Raw genomic sequence first — 16,509 nt, 5'->3', positions numbered from 1 at the left:
ATGGGTGATATGATTTTGGAAATCCGGCATCTCAGCAAATCCTTTGGTTCCCATGAGGTTCTCCGGGACATTGACTTTTGTGTGGAAAAAGGTGACGTAACCAGCATCATCGGCGCCTCCGGCTCGGGTAAGAGCACGCTGCTGCGGTGTGTGAACCTGCTGGAGACTCCCACCAGCGGCGAGGTGCTCTTCCACGGCAAAAATGTGGCGGACCGGAGTGTCAACACCGCGGAGTACCGCTCCCATGTGGGGATGGTGTTCCAATCCTTTAACCTGTTTAACAATATGACCGTGCTGGAAAACTGCATGGTCGGCCAGATAAAGGTTTTGAAAAAAAGCAAAGGTATTGCCCGCGAAAACGCCATGCGGTATCTGTCCCAGGTGGGAATGGCCCCTTATATCAATGCCAAGCCCCGGCAGATTTCAGGCGGCCAGAAGCAGCGGGTGGCCATTGCGCGGGCCCTCGCCATGGAGCCGGAGGTTTTGCTGTTTGATGAGCCCACTTCCGCCCTGGATCCTGAGATGGTGGGCGAAGTTCTCTCTGTTATGCAGGATTTGGCGCAAGGCGGCATGACCATGCTGGTGGTGACCCATGAGATGGCATTTGCACGGGATGTCTCCAATCACGTGGTATATATGAATCAGGGCATTATCTGTGAAGAGGGTACTCCCGCCGAAGTCTTTGGCAATCCGCAAAAACAGGAGACAAAGGATTTCCTCTCCCGCTTCCGGAAAAACTGATAGCTGATATGGAAAAGGACCGTCCAAATCGGGACGGCCCTTTTCTTGCATCCTTCAGGGCCCGGCGCGGACGGCCCGGAGACGTTTCTCCTTTGGTCGGCTTTTTATTCCACCGGAGTTGCAACGATAAACAGCATGTCATTGCCGCCTTCGCTGTCGGGGAAAGAATCATACATCGTGAAGTTATAGAGCAGACGCTCCGCGCCATAGACGCCGTAGCCGTCCTGGTTGTGATCGGTAGTGTCATAGGGATCCGCCACCAGCAGCACATCATCCTGGGTTGTCTCTGTCCCCATTGTATCGTAACCGACAATCACCTGCCAGTGTCCGCCCCAGTCGTTCCAGCAAATCATGACAGGTTTCCCTTCCGCCAGCCAGCCTTGGATATCCTCCATCCAAATACCGTCTGGGCGATCGTATGTTGTCACCATATCAAAACCGCCTACACCATTAAAAATGTCCATCGCCTGATTTAAGGTTGTACCAGGATAGCCCTCCAGCTCCGTGCCGTCCAGAGAGTGGCGCAAGGCCGCAAGACTTTCCTCCGTCCAATCTCCCAGCTTGCCGTACCACTCCAGCACCATCAGTGCGGAAGTCACACCGCAGGCCCATTCGCTGGTTTGCTGTTGCGTTTTGAAATTGTGGAGAACTGTCAAGGTATCCGTGGATTCCATATTGTAAACATCCGGGTGAGCAAAGTAGGGGGAGTTTTCATGATCCCCCGCACGTTCCACAGAATCCGCCCCATCCTCAGGGGACAAGTCTATAGCATAAGGGATTTTCATCTCATCGCTGAAATTTTCAGCAGCTTCTGAAACCACTGCGCCTTTTGCAGCGTTCTCGCTCTCGGCATTGTCAGCCGGTGTGTCATTGGCGCCGCAACCGGGCAGAAGTCCCAGCACCATTGTCATGGTAAGCGCCAGTGTGACTGTTTTTTTCATTGTCGATCTCCTTTTCGGGGTATTTTTCCGCATCCGATTTTGCGCACACCGTGCGCAATGAGTGTCATTATAGAAAAAATCAGGTGCTTTCGCAATGCATAAACTGTCTCGATTTTTGGCCGGTATTTCTCTAAAATCAGAAAAAATAGACAACTTTATTTAGATATGTAAATTTTCCAATGCTGGGAACGGCCGGCGCTTTTTCCACATTTGTTGCATTTACCACTTGTTCTTGTATGCGCTTCAGTTTAAAATAACAATATCTAGTGCATCTATTTGTTTAAGACGAGGTGTTGTCATGCTGTTCTGCGGTCTGCAAAAGCTGGCCATGGTGGACTATCCCGGCAAACTGGCGGCCACGGTATTCACCGGCGGCTGTAATCTGCAGTGTCCCTTCTGCCACAATGCGCTGTTGGTGACAAGGCTGAATGAAACGCCGTCCCTCACCGAGACGGAGATTTTGGACTTTTTGTCCAGCCGGCAAAAACTGCTGGACGGCGTAGTGCTTACCGGCGGCGAACCGCTCCTTCATCCGGATGCGGCAGACTTTCTTCGCAAGGTACGGGCCATGGGATTTTTCGTGAAGCTGGATACCAACGGCTGCTTTCCCAATCGATTGGCTCCGCTTCTGGCAGAGGGCCTTGTGGACTATGTGGCGATGGATATCAAAAACTGTTTGGAGAAATATTCGGAAACCTGTGGCGTTTCAGAGATGGATCTTGCACCGGTCTTGGAGAGCATCCGCCTTTTGCGGAACAGCGGCGTCGAATTCGAATTCCGCACCACCGCTGTAAGGGAGCTTCACACCGCCGATGACTTTTTGGCCATTGGCCGGTGGCTGGAGGGTGCTCCACAGTATTTCATACAGAATTTTGTGGACTCCGGCAACCTGATTGAAACTGGCTACCATGGCTTTACACCCCAGGAACTGCAATGCTTTGCCGACCTTGTCCGCCCGTATTTCGGCACAGTAGCTTTGCGGGGAGTTTAACTAAATATTGTTAATTTCAGCGTTTTTTACGAAAAGCAGCACTATATATAGTGTTTATTCTAATTGACTTCAGATCCGGATGTGGTACAATATTGCATGTAGGGCGACGTGCTACCCGTATGTGTGTACGCGCAGAAAAACACAGAGAAAGCAGGGAGTTTTCATGTATCAAGTAGTAAAACGGGATGGTAAGGTTACAGATTTTAATATTTCTAAAATTAGCGTCGCCATCACCAAGGCTTTCGAGGCCACACACAAAGAGTACAATCCTGACATCATCGACCTGCTGGCCTTGAAGGTCACAGCAGACTATCAGGATAAGATTTCTGACGGCAAAATTTCTGTGGAACAAATTCAGGACAGTGTGGAGGACGTGCTCAGCAAAACCGGCTATGCCGATGTTGCCAAGGCTTACATTCTCTACCGCAAGCAGCGTGAGAAGATCCGCAACCTAAATTCCACAATGCTGGATTACAAGGAGTTGGTGGATAACTATGTCCATATCAACGACTGGCGGGTAAAGGAAAACTCCACCGTCACGTATTCTGTGGGCGGCCTGATTCTTTCCAACTCCGGTGCCATTACCGCGAACTACTGGCTCTCTGAAATTTATGATGAGGAAATTGCCAAGGCCCATCGGGACGGTGACATCCACCTCCACGATCTCTCCATGCTCACCGGCTATTGCGCCGGCTGGAGTTTGAAGCAGTTGATTCAGCAGGGTCTTGGAATCCCCGGCAAGATCAATTCCACCCCTGCCAGCCATCTTTCCACCCTGTGCAATCAGATGGTCAACTTCCTGGGGATTATGCAGAACGAATGGGCCGGCGCCCAGGCTTTTTCCTCCTTTGATACCTATCTGGCTCCCTTTGTAAAGGTGGACAATCTCACTCAAAAAGAAGTCAAGCAGTGCATCCAGTCTTTTGTCTTCGGCGTCAACACTCCGTCCCGCTGGGGTACGCAGGCTCCCTTCTCCAATATTACACTGGACTGGACCGTGCCCAAGGACTTGGAGAATCTTCCCGCTATTGTGGGCGGTAAGGAAATGGACTTTACCTACGGCGACTGCAAAAAGGAAATGGATATGGTGAATAAGGCGTTCATCGAAATCATGACCGAGGGTGACGCCGATGGCCGCGGTTTCCAATACCCCATCCCCACCTACTCCATCACCAAGGACTTTGACTGGAGTGACACGGAGAACAACCGTCTGCTCTTTGCCATGACTGCCAAGTACGGCACCCCCTATTTCTCCAACTATATCAACTCCGATATGGAGCCCTCCGACGTCCGCTCCATGTGCTGCCGCCTGCGGCTGGATCTGCGGGAGCTGCGGAAGAAATCCGGCGGCTTCTTTGGTTCCGGAGAATCCACCGGCTCTGTGGGTGTGGTGACCATCAATCTGCCGCGAATTGCATATCTCTCCAAAACACCGGAGGAATTTTACCAGCGGCTGGACAAGATTATGGACATCGCCGCCCGATCTCTGAAAACCAAGCGCACAGTCATTACCAAGCTGCTGGAGGCAGGGCTGTATCCCTACACGAAGTATTATCTGGGCACCTTTGAGAATCACTTCTCCACCATCGGCCTCATCGGTATGAACGAGGTGGGTCTGAATGCTGCATGGCTGCGGCAGGATCTGACCCATCCGGCAACGCAGGCCTTTGCCAAGGATGTTCTGAACCATATGCGGGAGCGCCTCTCTGACTATCAGGAACAGTATGGCGACCTCTACAACCTGGAGGCCACCCCCGCCGAGTCCACCACTTACCGCCTGGCCAAGCATGATGTGGAGAAATATCCGGATATTATCACCGCTGCCAAAAAGCCTGGTGACACCCCCTATTACACCAACAGTTCCCACCTGCCGGTTGGTTACACCGCTGATATCTTCGACGCCCTAGCGGTGCAGGATGAGCTGCAGACCCTGTACACCTCCGGAACGGTATTCCACGCTTTCCTGGGTGAGAAGCTGCCGGACTGGAAGGCCGCCGCAGATCTGGTTCGGAAAATCGCAGAAAACTTCAAGCTCCCCTACTACACCATGTCTCCCACATACTCCATCTGCCCGGAACACGGCTATCTCTCCGGTGAGCACGCCACCTGCCCGGAATGCGGAAAAACCTGCGAGGTTTGGAGCCGGATTACCGGTTATTATCGTCCCGTTCAGAACTGGAATGACGGCAAAGTCCAGGAGTTCAAGGATCGGAAGGAATATGAGGTGGAGAATTCCCAGCTGGCAGGACGCCGGCTTTGTGATCGGGAAAGCGCTTCCGTTCCTGCTAATACGGAAAGTTCTTGTGATGCAGATAGCCAGGCACAGGACGGGTTGTTCCTGTTCACCACCAAGACCTGCCCAAATTGCAAAATCGCCAAGAGTGAACTGGAAAAGGCCGGTCTGTCCTATCAAGTGATGGATGTGGACGAAAATCTGGATCTGGTGAAGCAATACGGCATCCAGCAGGCACCCACACTGATTGTCCGGCACGGCGATCAGGTGGACAAGCTGGTAAACGCCTCCGTCATCAAAAAATTTGCCACAGCAAGATAAGACAATTGAAGCAGGAGGGACAGTGTCCCTCCTGTTTTCATGATTTTGACAAGAGAGGGGTTTCATTATGGCAGAGCATTTTGACATCATCATCATCGGCGGCGGTCCGGCGGGGCTGACGGCCGCCATTTATGCACGCCGGGCTGGTAAAACTGTATTGCTGCTGGAAAAGGAAGGCTTTGGCGGTCAGATTGCCTCCTCTCCCAATGTGGAGAATTTTCCTGGGTTTCCCTCCATTTCCGGAGCAGAGCTGGCGGATCGCCTGTATGACCAGGCCTGCGGTCTAGGCGCACAGATTGATCTGGAAGAGGTTCTTGAGGTGCAGGACGGAAGTATCAAAACCGTGTCAACGGATTACGGCTCCTATTCCTGCACCGCATTGATTCTGGCTACCGGTATGAAGCACCGGACGCTGGGCCTCCCCGGTGAGGATGCTCTGTCCGGCATCTCCTTTTGCGCCGTGTGCGATGGCGCCTTCTACGCCGGGAAGGATGTAGTCGTCTGCGGCGGCGGCAACACCGCCCTGCAGGATGCCTTGTTTCTCTCAGAGTTATGCCGCCACGTAACGGTCATTCACCGCCGGACGGACTTCCGCGGGGATCCCATTCTGGTAGAGCGCTTACAGAGGCTGGAAAACGTCTCTTTTATCCTGCCGGCAGAAGTCGTCGGGCTGCACAGCCAGGACAGCGTCCTCACCGGTCTCGTTCTGCAGGATACGATCAGCGGTACCCGGTCTAATCTAGCGGTTTCCGGTTTGTTTGAAGCAGTTGGACAGCTTCCGGAGCAGCGGCTGGCCGCCTCTTTGGTGCCCGTAGATGCCGACGGTTTTGTTCCCGCCGGGGAGAATTGCCTTACGCCGGCAAAGGGCATATTTGTCGCCGGAGACTGCCGTTCCAAAGAGGTTCGGCAACTGACCACCGCCTGCGCCGATGGCGCTGTGGCGGCCCTTGCCGCCTGCAAGTACTGCAGCAACACCTGATTGCGGCGCTGCGCCCCCTGCTGAAAATCCGGCAGGGGGCGCCCTTTATCACCGTGTGTACGCAGCAATGGCGGCGGCCATAAAGGCCGCTGTACCTGATCCAAACCGCTCCAAATTCTCCCGGAAGCGGCTGTCGGCGGTGTACATCTCTCCCAGCCCCTTCAGAATTTCCCGGGTACAAGGATAGTGATTGACACGAATCCAAGCCTGCCAATCCCGAACCACTGCCTGCGCCTTCTCTGAAGCCGGATCCGTTTCCCGCAGTGCTGCAAAGCGGCGGAAAATATCGTTCATCTCCTCCGTCAACCGCTCTTGCACTGTCTGCGTGCGGTTCTGTTCCCTTGCTTGACTCTCCCGCCAAGCCTCTGTGGCACCCCAACGTTTTTCAGCCTCTTCTGCATAACGCTGTCTAGCCGTTTCATATTCTGTCCGGTCAAACCCCGCAAATTCCATCGTCCGTTCTCCTTTCAAATTAGCTTCCAGCAATTTCAGCAATCGATCCAAACGCATCCGCTTCAGCTGCAGCAAATGTCTCTGACGCCGAAGCGCCTCCTGTTTGTCATATTGAGGATCCGATAAAATTGCGGCAATTTCCTTCAACGAAAACTCCAACTCCCGGTAAAACAGAATCTGCTGCATCCGCTCCACATCGGTTTTCCCGTACCAGCGATAGCCGGAATTTTCTGATATCTCCGGGCAGAGAAGTCCAATTTGGTCGTAGTAGCGCAGGGTGCGTACGCTCACCCCGCTCAATTTTGCCATTTCACTGATGGATAACCGCATATGCCTCACCTCATCGATTAGTGTATGCCCTGACGGAGCGTCAGAGTCAAGAGGTTTTTCATTTTTTGACGTTTTTTTGCTTTATGGTATGATTTTCCCATTATCGCCTGAGGAGGGAGAGCTTTTCATGCACCTGACCTATCACCTTGCTGGGCCGTCAGATCTTGATCTGCTGGTCCGCACCAGAATACAGGTCCTGCGCGCCGCCAATCTTCTGCCAGAGGGTGCGCCTCTGCCCGCTGTGGAGGATACCACGCGTCCCTATTATCAAACAGCCCTGGCAAATGGCGATCATGTGGCATATTTGGTTTTTGATGGGAACTTGTGGGTTGGTTCCGGCGGAGTCAGCTTTTACCAAGTTATGCCGACCGTCCGCAATCCCAGTGGGCGCAAGGCCTATATCATGAACATGTATACGCGCCCGGACTACCGGTGCCGGGGAATCGCCTCTTATGTGTTGGATCTGCTGGTTCAGGAGGCCCGGCAGCGCGGTGTGGCGCAGATTGGACTGGAAGCCACCGCCATGGGCCGCCCAGTCTACGAATCATATGGGTTTCTCCCCGCTGGCGCCGAAATGGAACTGGTGTAGCGGCCATAGAAAAAGCCCCAGGGCGGAAGAATGTGCGCCCTGGGGCTTTTTCTATGGCTCTATACCAACCGCACGCATAACAGTTTCCACCTGCCGGGCCGTATCGTCCTCCCCCTTCCGGCTGGCCACAATGAGATCCGCATATTGCGCATACAGCGGCGCGCGCTGTTCATAAATCTGTTGAATGGTAACGCCAGGTGGTGCGGCGATGCCCCGATCCACCAAGTTCTCCGGCATCCGATCTGCAATTTGGGAGAGTGGCGTCTCCAACCAGACCGCAGTCCCGTTTTTCCGCAGATGTACCATCGCCGCATCAGAGAGCACCATGCTGCCGCCGGTGGCAATGACGGTGTTTTCGCACTTCAGATTCATTCCTATCCGCCCTTCGGTAGAAAGAAAGGCCTCCAATCCCTCTGTCCGTAAAATTTCCGGCAGCGTCTTGCCCGTTGCCCGGACAATCAGGTCATCGACATCCACAAAGGTATAGCCCAGCCGAACTGCCAACGCGCGGCCCACCACGCTTTTGCCGGTGCCCGGCATTCCAATCAGCACAATATTCCTCACGCCGTTATTCCACCCCATTTACAATGTTGTCCGGCTTGTGTCCGTCCGCCACCCGCTCTGCGTTTCGCCACATATGCAAATGCCCCCGGCGGAAGCTGGCCTCTGTAATCCCTCCCAAATGAGGAGAAAGCACAATCCGATCACCGGCTGGTGCCGGCATCGTCACCAACGGATGATCGGCAGGTACCGGTTCCGGAGACAGCGTATCCAGGCCTGCTCCCGCAATCTTCCCCTGTATCAGCGCCTCACGCAGTGCCAAGTTATCCACCAGCTCCCCACGGGCTGTATTGATGAGATAGGCCGAATCCTTCATTCTTTCCAAAAAGTGTTCATCCACCATGCCTCGGGTTTCTTCCGTAACCGCGCAATGCAGGCTCACAAAATCACATGTCGCCGCCAGCTCCTCCAGCGAGAGATAGGTCAAACCATGCTGCATCTCTTCCTCCCGGCCCCTGCGGTGCTTCGTGTAATAGTAAAGCTCACAGTCAAAGGGAAGGAGCCGTTCGGCAACCGCCTTTGCAATATCCCCGTACCCCACCAGACCAATCCGGCAATCTGAGAGTTCTTTGATTCCAGCGGACATACATCGCTCCTTCATCTCCATCTGCCGTCCGGTGCGGACGGCCCGATCTCCTCTGAGACTGCTGCGCAGGAGCATCAGCATCAGCAAAACCGTCTGCTCCGCCACCGCTCCGGCGTTGCACCCTTTGTTGTTGCAGACATAGATGCCCCGCGCTTTTGCAGCGGCAAGATCAATCTTATCAAATGCCACTCCTTCGGAGTGAATCATTTTTAAATTTGGCAAGCTGCAGATGACGGAGGCTGGCACAGGCGTAATTGCATCCACAAATAAAATAGAGGCATCTCCGGCAGCTGCCAGGATGTCCTCACGACTGCTCTCCTGATTCAGGAATACCAACTCCTGCTGCCGAATAAAGGGCAACGGCGGAAGATAGGTCTCATATCTGGCTTGGGAGCCTAAAATTAGAATCTTCGTAAAAATCCCTCCCATTTGAATTTTCACTATTATAGCACGCAATGGACAAATATCCACAGTGAAATTACACGAAAAACCGACGGTTCTGACTAAGATGTCCGATGGTTTCTGTGAAGAGACAGCCTTACCAACCATTGTCGAAAAAGCTCTTTTTAAACTGTTACATTTGTCAATTGCGGGTTTCGCACAAATTCGATACAATAGGTACGACCTTTCGATATGGTACTACCTATCATATGAACACAAAATTTGAGGTGAATATCATGAGCAGTCAGCCGACTCAATCCAAGACCATTCGCGCCCAGCTGCTGTCCTCCATGAGAAACGGCGAGTATGCAAACTGTGAACGTCTCCCACGGGAAAGCGTTCTGGCAGACAAAATGGGAATCAGCCGCACACAGCTGCGGGACATTCTGGCCTCGCTGGAGAGAGAGGGCTTTATTACCCGCCGTCATGGCGTCGGCACGATTATCAACCGCCATGTGCTCAATGCCCAGACCCGCATGGATATTGAGGTGGAATTCCTGGACATGATTCGCCAAAACGGGCACCAGGCTGAAGTGGCCTTTGTCCGGGTGTCTGACGGTACCGCCAGCGAAAAAATTGCCAGGCAGCTGCAGATTCCGGTGGGCACACCGGTGATTTCCATTGCACGTCTTTGTACAGCCGACGGGAAACCCGCCATCTATTGCGAAGATGTCGTTGAGAAAGCACTTGCAAAGGGAAACTACACCATTAATGACTTCAAGCTGCCGATTTTTCACTTTCTGCAGCAATTCTGCAGCATATATCCCTATATGGATCTGACGGATGTGCGCCCTGCTGTGGCAGATGCTGTACTGGCAGAGATTTTCCAGGTGCCCGTCGGTTCCCCGCTTCTGAACATGGACGAAGTGGACTTCGATATTGAAGGAAAGCCGGTCTTTTGCTCCAACGAATATTTTGCAGACGGTGTCTTCCGCCACACGGTGATGCGGAAAAAGCTGTAATCAAAGGAGGATTTTCCATTGAAAAAAGTTGCCGTCATTATGGGATCGGATTCCGACTGGCCGGTTGTCAAAGGTGCCTGTACCCAATTGGAGGCCCTTGCCATCCCCTATGAGGCCCACATTCTCAGCGCACACCGCACACCTGCCGCGGCCGCGGAGTTTGCCCAGAACGCCCGTGCAGCTGGCTTTGGTGCGCTAATCTGCGCCGCCGGTATGGCGGCACATCTGGCGGGCGCTTTCGCCGCCAATACCACGCTGCCTGTCATCGGCATTCCCATGGGAGGCGGCGCTATGGACGGGTTGGATGCGTTGTTGGCCACTGTTCAGATGCCAGGCGGCATTCCGGTAGCCACGGTCGCCATCAACGGTGCCAAAAATGCCGCTGTTCTGGCAGCTCAGATCCTGGCAGTTTCTGACGAGGCGCTGGCCGCCAGGCTGGACGCTGCACGCATAGAAATGGCTTCCCAGATTGCGAAAAAGGAAGCCAGGCTCCAAGCGGAACTGCTATGATTCGCACAAACTTTCTGCTGGTAATCAAACTTTTTACGGAAGGATATGGAGATAATGCAAAAGCTGGAACAGGTTTATGAGGGAAAGGCAAAAAAAGTCTTCCGAACAGACGACCCCGAACTGTTTATTGTGGATTACAAGGATGACGCCACCGCTTTCAATGGTTTGAAAAAGGGAACCATTGCAGGTAAAGGTGTGATCAATAACCAGATGACAAACCGACTGATGGTCAAAATGGAGAAAGCTGGCATTCCCACCCATTTTGTCAAGGAGCTATCCGAGCGGGAAACTCTGGTGAAAAGAGTCTCCATTGTACCGCTGGAGGTTATCATCCGCAATCTCTCCGCCGGTTCCTTTGCCAAACGCTACGGTGTGGAGGAGGGGATCGTGTTTGACGCCCCCACCATTGAATTCTCCTACAAAAACGACGATCTGGGGGATCCCCTTCTGAACCGCTATCACGCCCTGGCCCTGAAGCTGGCTACCAGCGAGGAAATTGAGGCCATCGAGAAGTATGCCTTTGCCGTCAACGACGTCCTGAAGGCCTTCTGGGCTGAGTGCGACGTCACGCTGGTGGACTTCAAGCTGGAGTTCGGGAAGCTTCCGGACGGCACCATTGTGCTGGCTGACGAGATCAGCCCTGACACCTGCCGCCTGTGGGATTCCAAGACCCACGAAAAGCTGGACAAGGACCGTTTCCGCCGGGATATGGGCGGTGTGGAGGACGCTTACACCGAGATTATGAAGAGACTGCTGGCCCATGATGCAGACTGATCAATTCCAGGCCGCTCCCGCCATGCCGGGTGACACCGCCACCGATACTGCCGTTCAGGAGCGCCATATCCATGAGGAGTGCGGTGTGTTCGGGGTATATGCGAAGGAAACCACCGATGTGGCGCCGCTGGCGTATTACGCGCTGTATGCCCTGCAGCACCGCGGGCAAGAAAGCGCCGGTATTGCGGTCAATGATGACGGCGTATTCACCTCTTACCGGGACGTGGGGCTTGTCAGCGAAGTATTCCCGCCGGAGCACCTGGCCGCGCTTGGCCGCGGCAACATCGCCGTGGGGCATGTGCGCTACGGTACTACCGGAAGCGACAACAAGCGCAATGTCCAGCCGATTCTGGTCAATCACTATAAAGGCCGCATGGCCCTGGCACACAACGGCAACCTTACCAACTCCCACGAGCTACGCCAGGATCTGGAGAGTAAGGGCTCCATTTTTCAGACCACCACCGATTCCGAGGTCATCGCCTATATCATTGTCCAGGAACGATTGAAGGCCCCTTCCATTGAGGAAGCGGTAGCCGCCGCCATGGATCGTATGGAAGGTGCATACTCGCTGGTCCTCTCCTCTCCCACCAAGCTGATTGCCGTCCGGGATCCACATGGTTTCCGCCCCCTTTGTATGGGCCGGACAAAGGATGGCGCCGTGGTATTTGCCTCCGAGTCCTGTGCCTTGGACGCCATCGGTGCCAAATTCGAACGCGATATTCTCCCCGGTGAGATTGTGGTGGCCGACAAGACCGGAGTCAAATCAGACACCCGCCACTGCAGGAAGGCACCTAAAAAGCTGTGCGTGTTTGAATTTATCTACTTTGCAAGACCTGACTCCGTGATTGACGGTTCCAGCGTCCATGTGGCCCGCCAGCGGGCCGGCGCTTTTTTGGCGCTGGAGCACCCTGTCCAAGCGGACATTGTTGTGGGCGTGCCGGACTCCGGGCTGGACGCCGCCCTGGGATATTCCCGTCAGTCCGGCATTCCCTATGAAATCGGATTTATCAAAAACAAATATATTGGACGCACGTTCATCTCCCCCACCCAGACCATGCGGGAAAACGAGGTCAATATCAAGCTGAACCCCGTGCGCTCCGTGGTGGAGGGGAAGCGCGTCGTTTTAATTGATGACTCCATCGTCCGCGGCACCACTTGCCGCCGGACCATCGATCTGCTGCGGAAAGCCGGTGCCAAGGAGGTCCACATGCGGGTATCCGCGCCTCCATTTGTCTCCGAATGTTATTATGGTACGGACATTGACGACAAAAACAAGCTGATTGCCACCCATCACACCGTGGAGGAAATCGCGCAGATCATCGGTGTGGATTCTCTGGGATATCTCAGCATTCAGGATGTAGTAAAGCTGGCCGACAATACAGAGTGCAGCTTCTGTACCGCCTGCTTCGGCGGCGGCTATCCCACCCCGATCCCCCAAGCGGGCGGTAAGGACCGTTTTGAGTGCAAAATCAGTGAAAAGGAGAACCAGCATGCGTAGTTTTTCCGAGAGCTATCGGGAAGCTGGCGTGGACATCACTGCTGGCTATGAAGGTGTAAAGCTCATGAGCGCCCACGTGAAGCGCACGATGATTCCCGGCGTGGTTTCTGACATCGGCGGCTTCGGCGGCCTGTTCGCCCCGGATCTTTCCGGTATGCGTGAGCCAGTACTGGTTTCCGGCACGGACGGCGTGGGTACCAAGCAGCGCATTGCCCAGCTTCTGGACAAGCATGACACCGTGGGCATCGACTGTGTGGCAATGTGTGTCAACGACATCATCTGCTGCGGTGCCAAGCCGATTTTCTTCCTGGACTATATCGCCATCGGCAAAAATGTTCCGGAAAAGGTCGCCACACTGGTCTCCGGTGTGGCCGAGGGCTGCGTCCAGGCAGGCTGTGCCCTGATTGGCGGCGAGACCGCCGAACACCCCGGCACGATGGCCCCGGAAGATTACGATCTGGCCGGGTTCGCCGTTGGCATTGTGGACAAGCCCAAGGTCATCGACCACAGCGCCACCCGTCCGGGCGACATCATTCTGGCCCTTCCCTCCTCCGGCATCCACTCCAACGGCTACTCTCTGGTGCGGAAGGTCTTTGATGTGGAACATACGGATCTCAATGTCTATTCCGGTGAACTGGGGCAAACACTGGGCGAAGCTCTGCTCACCCCAACAAAAATCTATGTAAAGCCCGTCCTGGCCTGTATGGCCGCTGCGAATATCCGCGGCATCAGCCACATTACCGGCGGCGGTTTTTATGAAAACCTCCCCCGCTGTCTGCCGGCTGGTCTCACTGCCAGGATCGAAAAGGCCTCTATCCGGACACAGCCGATTTTTCATCTGCTGCAGCGGATGGGCGATATTTCTGATCACGACATGTTTAACACCTATAACATGGGCGTTGGTATGGCCGTAATTGTGGCGAAGAGCGACGCCGACAAGGCGCTGTCCGCCTTCCATGCCGCAGGCTGCAGCGCCTATATCATCGGCGAGATTGTCCCCGGCGCGGAACGGGTGGTTCTATGCTGAAAAAAGCCCGTATTGCCGTGTTCGTCTCCGGCGGCGGCACCAATCTACAGGCACTGATCGACGCCCAGAGGGCCGGGACGCTTCATAGCGGAGAGCTTGCGCTGGTTCTCTCCAGCAATCCCGGTGCCTATGCCCTGGAACGGGCAAAAGCGGCAGGCATCCCCACGGCAGTCTGCTCCAGAAAGGAGCTGGGCACGCAGGAGGCCTTTGAGTCCGCCATCCACAGAGCCTTGGCCGCACACGCTGTCCACCTGATTGTCCTGGCGGGCTTTATGAGCATTTTGAGCGCAGACTTCGTCTCCTGGTGGCCCAAGCGCATCCTCAACGTCCACCCCTCCCTGATTCCCTCCTTCTGCGGAAAGGGTTACTATGGTCTGAAGGTTCATGAGGCCGCCTTGGCCCGGGGTGTGAAAGTCACCGGTGCCACTGTGCACTTCGTCAACGAGATTCCCGACGGCGGAGAAATTCTGCTGCAGAAGGCGGTGGACATCTTGCCGGGAGACACACCTGAGGCCTTGCAGAAGCGCGTCATGGAGCAAGCGGAGTGGGTACTGCTTCCCCGGGCCGCAGAGCTGCTGTCCGCCCAAATCATTCAGGAAAAGGAGGGCGTTTGATGAACGTCTATGAGATTGGTTCCCTTCGCGAAAAACTCTCTTCCAACACCTACCCCGGCCGGGGAATCGTGCTGGGATTGACGGCCGACGGCAAACAGTCCGTGGCCGCATATTTCATCATGGGCCGCAGTGTTAACAGCCGCAACCGTGTCTTTGCCGAAGAGGCGGACGGCATCCGCACCGAGGCTTTCGATCCCTCCAAACTGAAAGATCCCAGTCTCATTATCTACCACCCCGTCCGGGAGATAGGCCGCGGCCTCATCGTCACAAACGGCGATCAAACCGACACCATCCGGGCGTTTTTGGAGCGGGGACTCCCCATGGAGCAGGCCTTGCGAACCCGGGAATTTGAGCCTGACGCCCCCAATTGGACCCCCCGCATTTCCGGCCTTCTCAGCCCGGACGGCAGCTACAAGCTGTCCATTTTGAAGTCCGCCGACGCCCAGGGCTCCGCCTGCGTCCGCCAGACCTTTGAATATCCCGGCCTCCCGGGCCTGGGCCACTTTTTGCACACCTACGTGTGCGACGGCAGCCCGATTCCCACCTTCCAAGGAGAGCCGGAACGGGTGGCCATCGGCGGCGACATCGACGCATTCACCGCCCAGTTGTGGGACAGCCTGAACGCCGACAACAAAATTTCTCTTTTTGTGCGCTTCACGGATCTGGAGACCCGGGTCTTCCAGCAGCGCATTTTGAACAAACACCAGTAAAGGAGCGCTACCATGAACGAACTGGAACTAAAATACGGCTGCAACCCCAACCAGAAGCCATCCCGCATCTTCATGAAGGACGGCTCCGATCTGCCCATCACGGTCTTGAACGGCAAGCCCGGCTACATCAACTTTCTGGACGCCTTCAATTCCTGGCAGCTTGTCAGGGAGCTGAAGGCCGCCACCGGTCTGCCTGCCGCCGCCAGCTTTAAGCATGTCTCCCCTGCCGGCGCCGCGGTTGGCCTGCCGCTGAGTGACGTGGACAAGAAGATTTACTTTGTAGACGAAGCCGCAACGCTCAGCCCCATTGCCTGCGCCTATATCCGGGCCCGCGGCGCTGACCGCCTGTGCTCCTACGGCGACTGGGCAGCCCTCTCCGATGTGTGCGACGCTGCCACTGCCGCCTATTTGAAGTATGAGGTCTCCGACGGCATCATCGCCCCCGGCTACACGGCCGAGGCTCTGGAGATTCTCAAAACCAAGAAGAAGGGCGGCTATAATGTTGTCCAAATTGACCCCGGCTATGTCCCCGTCCCCCAGGAATACAAGGATGTATTCGGCGTTACCTTCCAGCAGGGCCGCAACAACTTTGTGATCAATGAGGCGCTCTTGGAAAATATTGTAACAAAGCGCAAGGAACTGCCGGCACAGGCCAAAATCGATATGATTGTCTCTCTCATCACGCTGAAGTACACCCAGTCCAACTCCGTTTGCTATGTGAAGGACGGCCAGGCCATCGGTGTGGGTGCCGGCCAGCAGAGCCGCATTCACTGCACCCGTCTGGCCGGTCAAAAGGCCGACAACTGGTATCTGCGGCAGCATCCCAAGGTTCTGGGACTTCAATTTGCAGACGGTATCCGCCGCCCGGACCGGGACAACGCCATTGACATCTACACCTCTGATGAATATGAAGACATCTTGGCCGACGGCGTGTGGCAGACTATCTTCCAGGTAAAGCCCGAGGCTCTGACCGCGGAGGAAAAAAGGGCCTGGATCGCCACCCAATCCGGCGTGACCGTGGGCAGCGATGCCTTTTTCCCCTTTGGCGATAACGTGGAGCGTGCCCGGAAGTCCGGCGTTCAGTACATTGCAGAGCCAGGCGGCAGCATCCGGGATGACCACGTGATCGAAACCGCCGACAAGTACGGTATCACCATGTGCTTCACAGGGATGCGGCTGTTCCACCACTAACTCGCCGCAAGTTTTATTTTTCTCGGTTTTGAGTGCAGTCCAGCTTCTCTCTTCCCG

General features: G+C 55.0%; 17 protein-coding genes. 13 read left to right on the top strand and 4 right to left on the bottom strand.

Annotated features, from left to right (window positions below; genetic code table 11):
• Positions 1-741: an amino acid ABC transporter ATP-binding protein gene (locus tag BMZ81_RS11725; protein ID WP_091132315.1), complete on the top strand. Its 741-nt coding sequence runs from the start codon at positions 1-3 to the stop codon at positions 739-741.
• Between the two features lie 104 nt (positions 742-845).
• On the opposite strand, the gene BMZ81_RS11720 is transcribed toward BMZ81_RS11725, so the two are convergent.
• The gene (locus tag BMZ81_RS11720; RefSeq protein WP_091132313.1) at positions 846-1,682 is read right to left on the bottom strand and encodes a C39 family peptidase; all 837 of its coding nucleotides are present in this window, start codon (positions 1,680-1,682) and stop codon (positions 846-848) included.
• 298 nt (positions 1,683-1,980) lie between these two features.
• On the opposite strand from BMZ81_RS11720, the gene BMZ81_RS11715 reads away from it, so the two are divergent.
• The 3 genes from BMZ81_RS11715 (at position 1,981) to BMZ81_RS11705 (ending at position 6,206) form a co-directional block, all read left to right on the top strand.
• Positions 1,981-2,673 (top strand): anaerobic ribonucleoside-triphosphate reductase activating protein, encoded by a 693-nt coding sequence (locus BMZ81_RS11715; protein WP_091132311.1) that lies wholly within the window; start codon positions 1,981-1,983, stop codon positions 2,671-2,673.
• A gap of 163 nt (positions 2,674-2,836) precedes the next feature.
• The gene (locus BMZ81_RS11710) at positions 2,837-5,227 is read left to right on the top strand and encodes a ribonucleoside triphosphate reductase (RefSeq protein WP_091132308.1); all 2,391 of its coding nucleotides are present in this window, start codon (positions 2,837-2,839) and stop codon (positions 5,225-5,227) included.
• Positions 5,228-5,294: 67 nt separating this feature from the next.
• Positions 5,295-6,206 (top strand): NAD(P)/FAD-dependent oxidoreductase, encoded by a 912-nt coding sequence (locus BMZ81_RS11705; RefSeq protein WP_091132307.1) that lies wholly within the window; start codon positions 5,295-5,297, stop codon positions 6,204-6,206.
• A 48-nt stretch (positions 6,207-6,254) separates the two neighbouring features.
• On the opposite strand, the gene BMZ81_RS11700 is transcribed toward BMZ81_RS11705, so the two are convergent.
• Complete coding sequence (locus BMZ81_RS11700) at positions 6,255-6,989, bottom strand: MerR family transcriptional regulator (RefSeq protein WP_091132305.1); 735 nt, start codon at positions 6,987-6,989, stop codon at positions 6,255-6,257.
• A 127-nt stretch (positions 6,990-7,116) separates the two neighbouring features.
• Here BMZ81_RS11700 and BMZ81_RS11695 point away from each other — a divergent pair, with 127 nt between their 5' ends.
• Positions 7,117-7,578 carry a GNAT family N-acetyltransferase gene (locus BMZ81_RS11695; protein ID WP_091132303.1) on the top strand — a complete coding sequence of 154 codons (462 nt, stop codon included), beginning with the start codon at positions 7,117-7,119 and terminating at the stop codon, positions 7,576-7,578.
• Between the two features lie 51 nt (positions 7,579-7,629).
• Here the strand turns inward: BMZ81_RS11695 and BMZ81_RS11690 are convergent, their stop codons facing one another.
• Both BMZ81_RS11690 and BMZ81_RS11685 read right to left on the bottom strand, forming a co-directional pair.
• A complete protein-coding gene (locus BMZ81_RS11690; RefSeq protein WP_091132387.1) occupies positions 7,630-8,142 on the bottom strand; it encodes a shikimate kinase in 513 nt (170 codons plus the stop codon).
• Between the two features lie 4 nt (positions 8,143-8,146).
• A complete protein-coding gene (locus tag BMZ81_RS11685; RefSeq protein WP_091132300.1) occupies positions 8,147-9,154 on the bottom strand; it encodes a 2-hydroxyacid dehydrogenase in 1,008 nt (335 codons plus the stop codon).
• A 248-nt stretch (positions 9,155-9,402) separates the two neighbouring features.
• Between BMZ81_RS11685 and BMZ81_RS11680 the strand changes: the two genes are divergently transcribed.
• The 8 genes from BMZ81_RS11680 to BMZ81_RS11645 are packed head-to-tail and all read left to right on the top strand — an operon-like array spanning position 9,403 to position 16,452.
• The gene (locus BMZ81_RS11680; RefSeq protein WP_091132298.1) at positions 9,403-10,128 is read left to right on the top strand and encodes a GntR family transcriptional regulator; all 726 of its coding nucleotides are present in this window, start codon (positions 9,403-9,405) and stop codon (positions 10,126-10,128) included.
• An 18-nt stretch (positions 10,129-10,146) separates the two neighbouring features.
• Positions 10,147-10,638 (top strand): 5-(carboxyamino)imidazole ribonucleotide mutase, encoded by a 492-nt coding sequence (purE, locus tag BMZ81_RS11675; protein ID WP_278308891.1) that lies wholly within the window; start codon positions 10,147-10,149, stop codon positions 10,636-10,638.
• Between the two features lie 54 nt (positions 10,639-10,692).
• On the top strand, positions 10,693-11,412 hold the full coding sequence (purC, locus tag BMZ81_RS11670) for a phosphoribosylaminoimidazolesuccinocarboxamide synthase (RefSeq protein ID WP_091132295.1): 720 nt from the start codon (positions 10,693-10,695) through the stop codon (positions 11,410-11,412).
• Positions 11,413-11,434: 22 nt separating this feature from the next.
• The gene (gene purF, locus BMZ81_RS11665; protein ID WP_091132381.1) at positions 11,435-12,910 is read left to right on the top strand and encodes an amidophosphoribosyltransferase; all 1,476 of its coding nucleotides are present in this window, start codon (positions 11,435-11,437) and stop codon (positions 12,908-12,910) included.
• The gene (gene purM / locus BMZ81_RS11660; protein ID WP_091132294.1) at positions 12,903-13,937 is read left to right on the top strand and encodes a phosphoribosylformylglycinamidine cyclo-ligase; all 1,035 of its coding nucleotides are present in this window, start codon (positions 12,903-12,905) and stop codon (positions 13,935-13,937) included. The genes purF and purM overlap by 8 nt, the downstream gene beginning before the upstream one ends.
• Positions 13,931-14,551, top strand: coding sequence for a phosphoribosylglycinamide formyltransferase (purN, locus tag BMZ81_RS11655; protein WP_091132291.1), 621 nt, complete (start codon positions 13,931-13,933; stop codon positions 14,549-14,551). Before purM ends, purN begins: the two co-directional genes overlap by 7 nt.
• Positions 14,551-15,261 carry an IMP cyclohydrolase gene (locus BMZ81_RS11650; protein ID WP_091132288.1) on the top strand — a complete coding sequence of 237 codons (711 nt, stop codon included), beginning with the start codon at positions 14,551-14,553 and terminating at the stop codon, positions 15,259-15,261. The genes purN and BMZ81_RS11650 overlap by 1 nt, the downstream gene beginning before the upstream one ends.
• A gap of 12 nt (positions 15,262-15,273) precedes the next feature.
• Positions 15,274-16,452: a phosphoribosylaminoimidazolecarboxamide formyltransferase gene (locus BMZ81_RS11645; RefSeq protein WP_091132285.1), complete on the top strand. Its 1,179-nt coding sequence runs from the start codon at positions 15,274-15,276 to the stop codon at positions 16,450-16,452.
• Positions 16,453-16,509: the final 57 nt, after the last annotated feature.

This window comes from Oscillibacter sp. PC13 (assembly GCF_900115635.1).
Lineage (GTDB): Bacteria > Bacillota > Clostridia > Oscillospirales > Oscillospiraceae > Oscillibacter.
This window is presented reverse-complemented; position numbering and strand designations above follow the sequence as displayed.

Coding starts and splice junctions, on each gene's coding strand:
- BMZ81_RS11725 (WP_091132315.1), top strand. CDS start 1: ATGGGTGATATGATTTTGGAAATCCGGCATCTCAGCAAATCCTTTGGT.
- BMZ81_RS11720 (WP_091132313.1), bottom strand. CDS start 1,682: ATGAAAAAAACAGTCACACTGGCGCTTACCATGACAATGGTGCTGGGA.
- BMZ81_RS11715 (WP_091132311.1), top strand. CDS start 1,981: ATGCTGTTCTGCGGTCTGCAAAAGCTGGCCATGGTGGACTATCCCGGC.
- BMZ81_RS11710 (WP_091132308.1), top strand. CDS start 2,837: ATGTATCAAGTAGTAAAACGGGATGGTAAGGTTACAGATTTTAATATT.
- BMZ81_RS11705 (WP_091132307.1), top strand. CDS start 5,295: ATGGCAGAGCATTTTGACATCATCATCATCGGCGGCGGTCCGGCGGGG.
- BMZ81_RS11700 (WP_091132305.1), bottom strand. CDS start 6,989: ATGCGGTTATCCATCAGTGAAATGGCAAAATTGAGCGGGGTGAGCGTA.
- BMZ81_RS11695 (WP_091132303.1), top strand. CDS start 7,117: ATGCACCTGACCTATCACCTTGCTGGGCCGTCAGATCTTGATCTGCTG.
- BMZ81_RS11685 (WP_091132300.1), bottom strand. CDS start 9,154: ATGGGAGGGATTTTTACGAAGATTCTAATTTTAGGCTCCCAAGCCAGA.
- BMZ81_RS11680 (WP_091132298.1), top strand. CDS start 9,403: ATGAGCAGTCAGCCGACTCAATCCAAGACCATTCGCGCCCAGCTGCTG.
- purC (WP_091132295.1), top strand. CDS start 10,693: ATGCAAAAGCTGGAACAGGTTTATGAGGGAAAGGCAAAAAAAGTCTTC.
- purF (WP_091132381.1), top strand. CDS start 11,435: ATGCCGGGTGACACCGCCACCGATACTGCCGTTCAGGAGCGCCATATC.
- purM (WP_091132294.1), top strand. CDS start 12,903: ATGCGTAGTTTTTCCGAGAGCTATCGGGAAGCTGGCGTGGACATCACT.
- purN (WP_091132291.1), top strand. CDS start 13,931: ATGCTGAAAAAAGCCCGTATTGCCGTGTTCGTCTCCGGCGGCGGCACC.
- BMZ81_RS11650 (WP_091132288.1), top strand. CDS start 14,551: ATGAACGTCTATGAGATTGGTTCCCTTCGCGAAAAACTCTCTTCCAAC.
- BMZ81_RS11645 (WP_091132285.1), top strand. CDS start 15,274: ATGAACGAACTGGAACTAAAATACGGCTGCAACCCCAACCAGAAGCCA.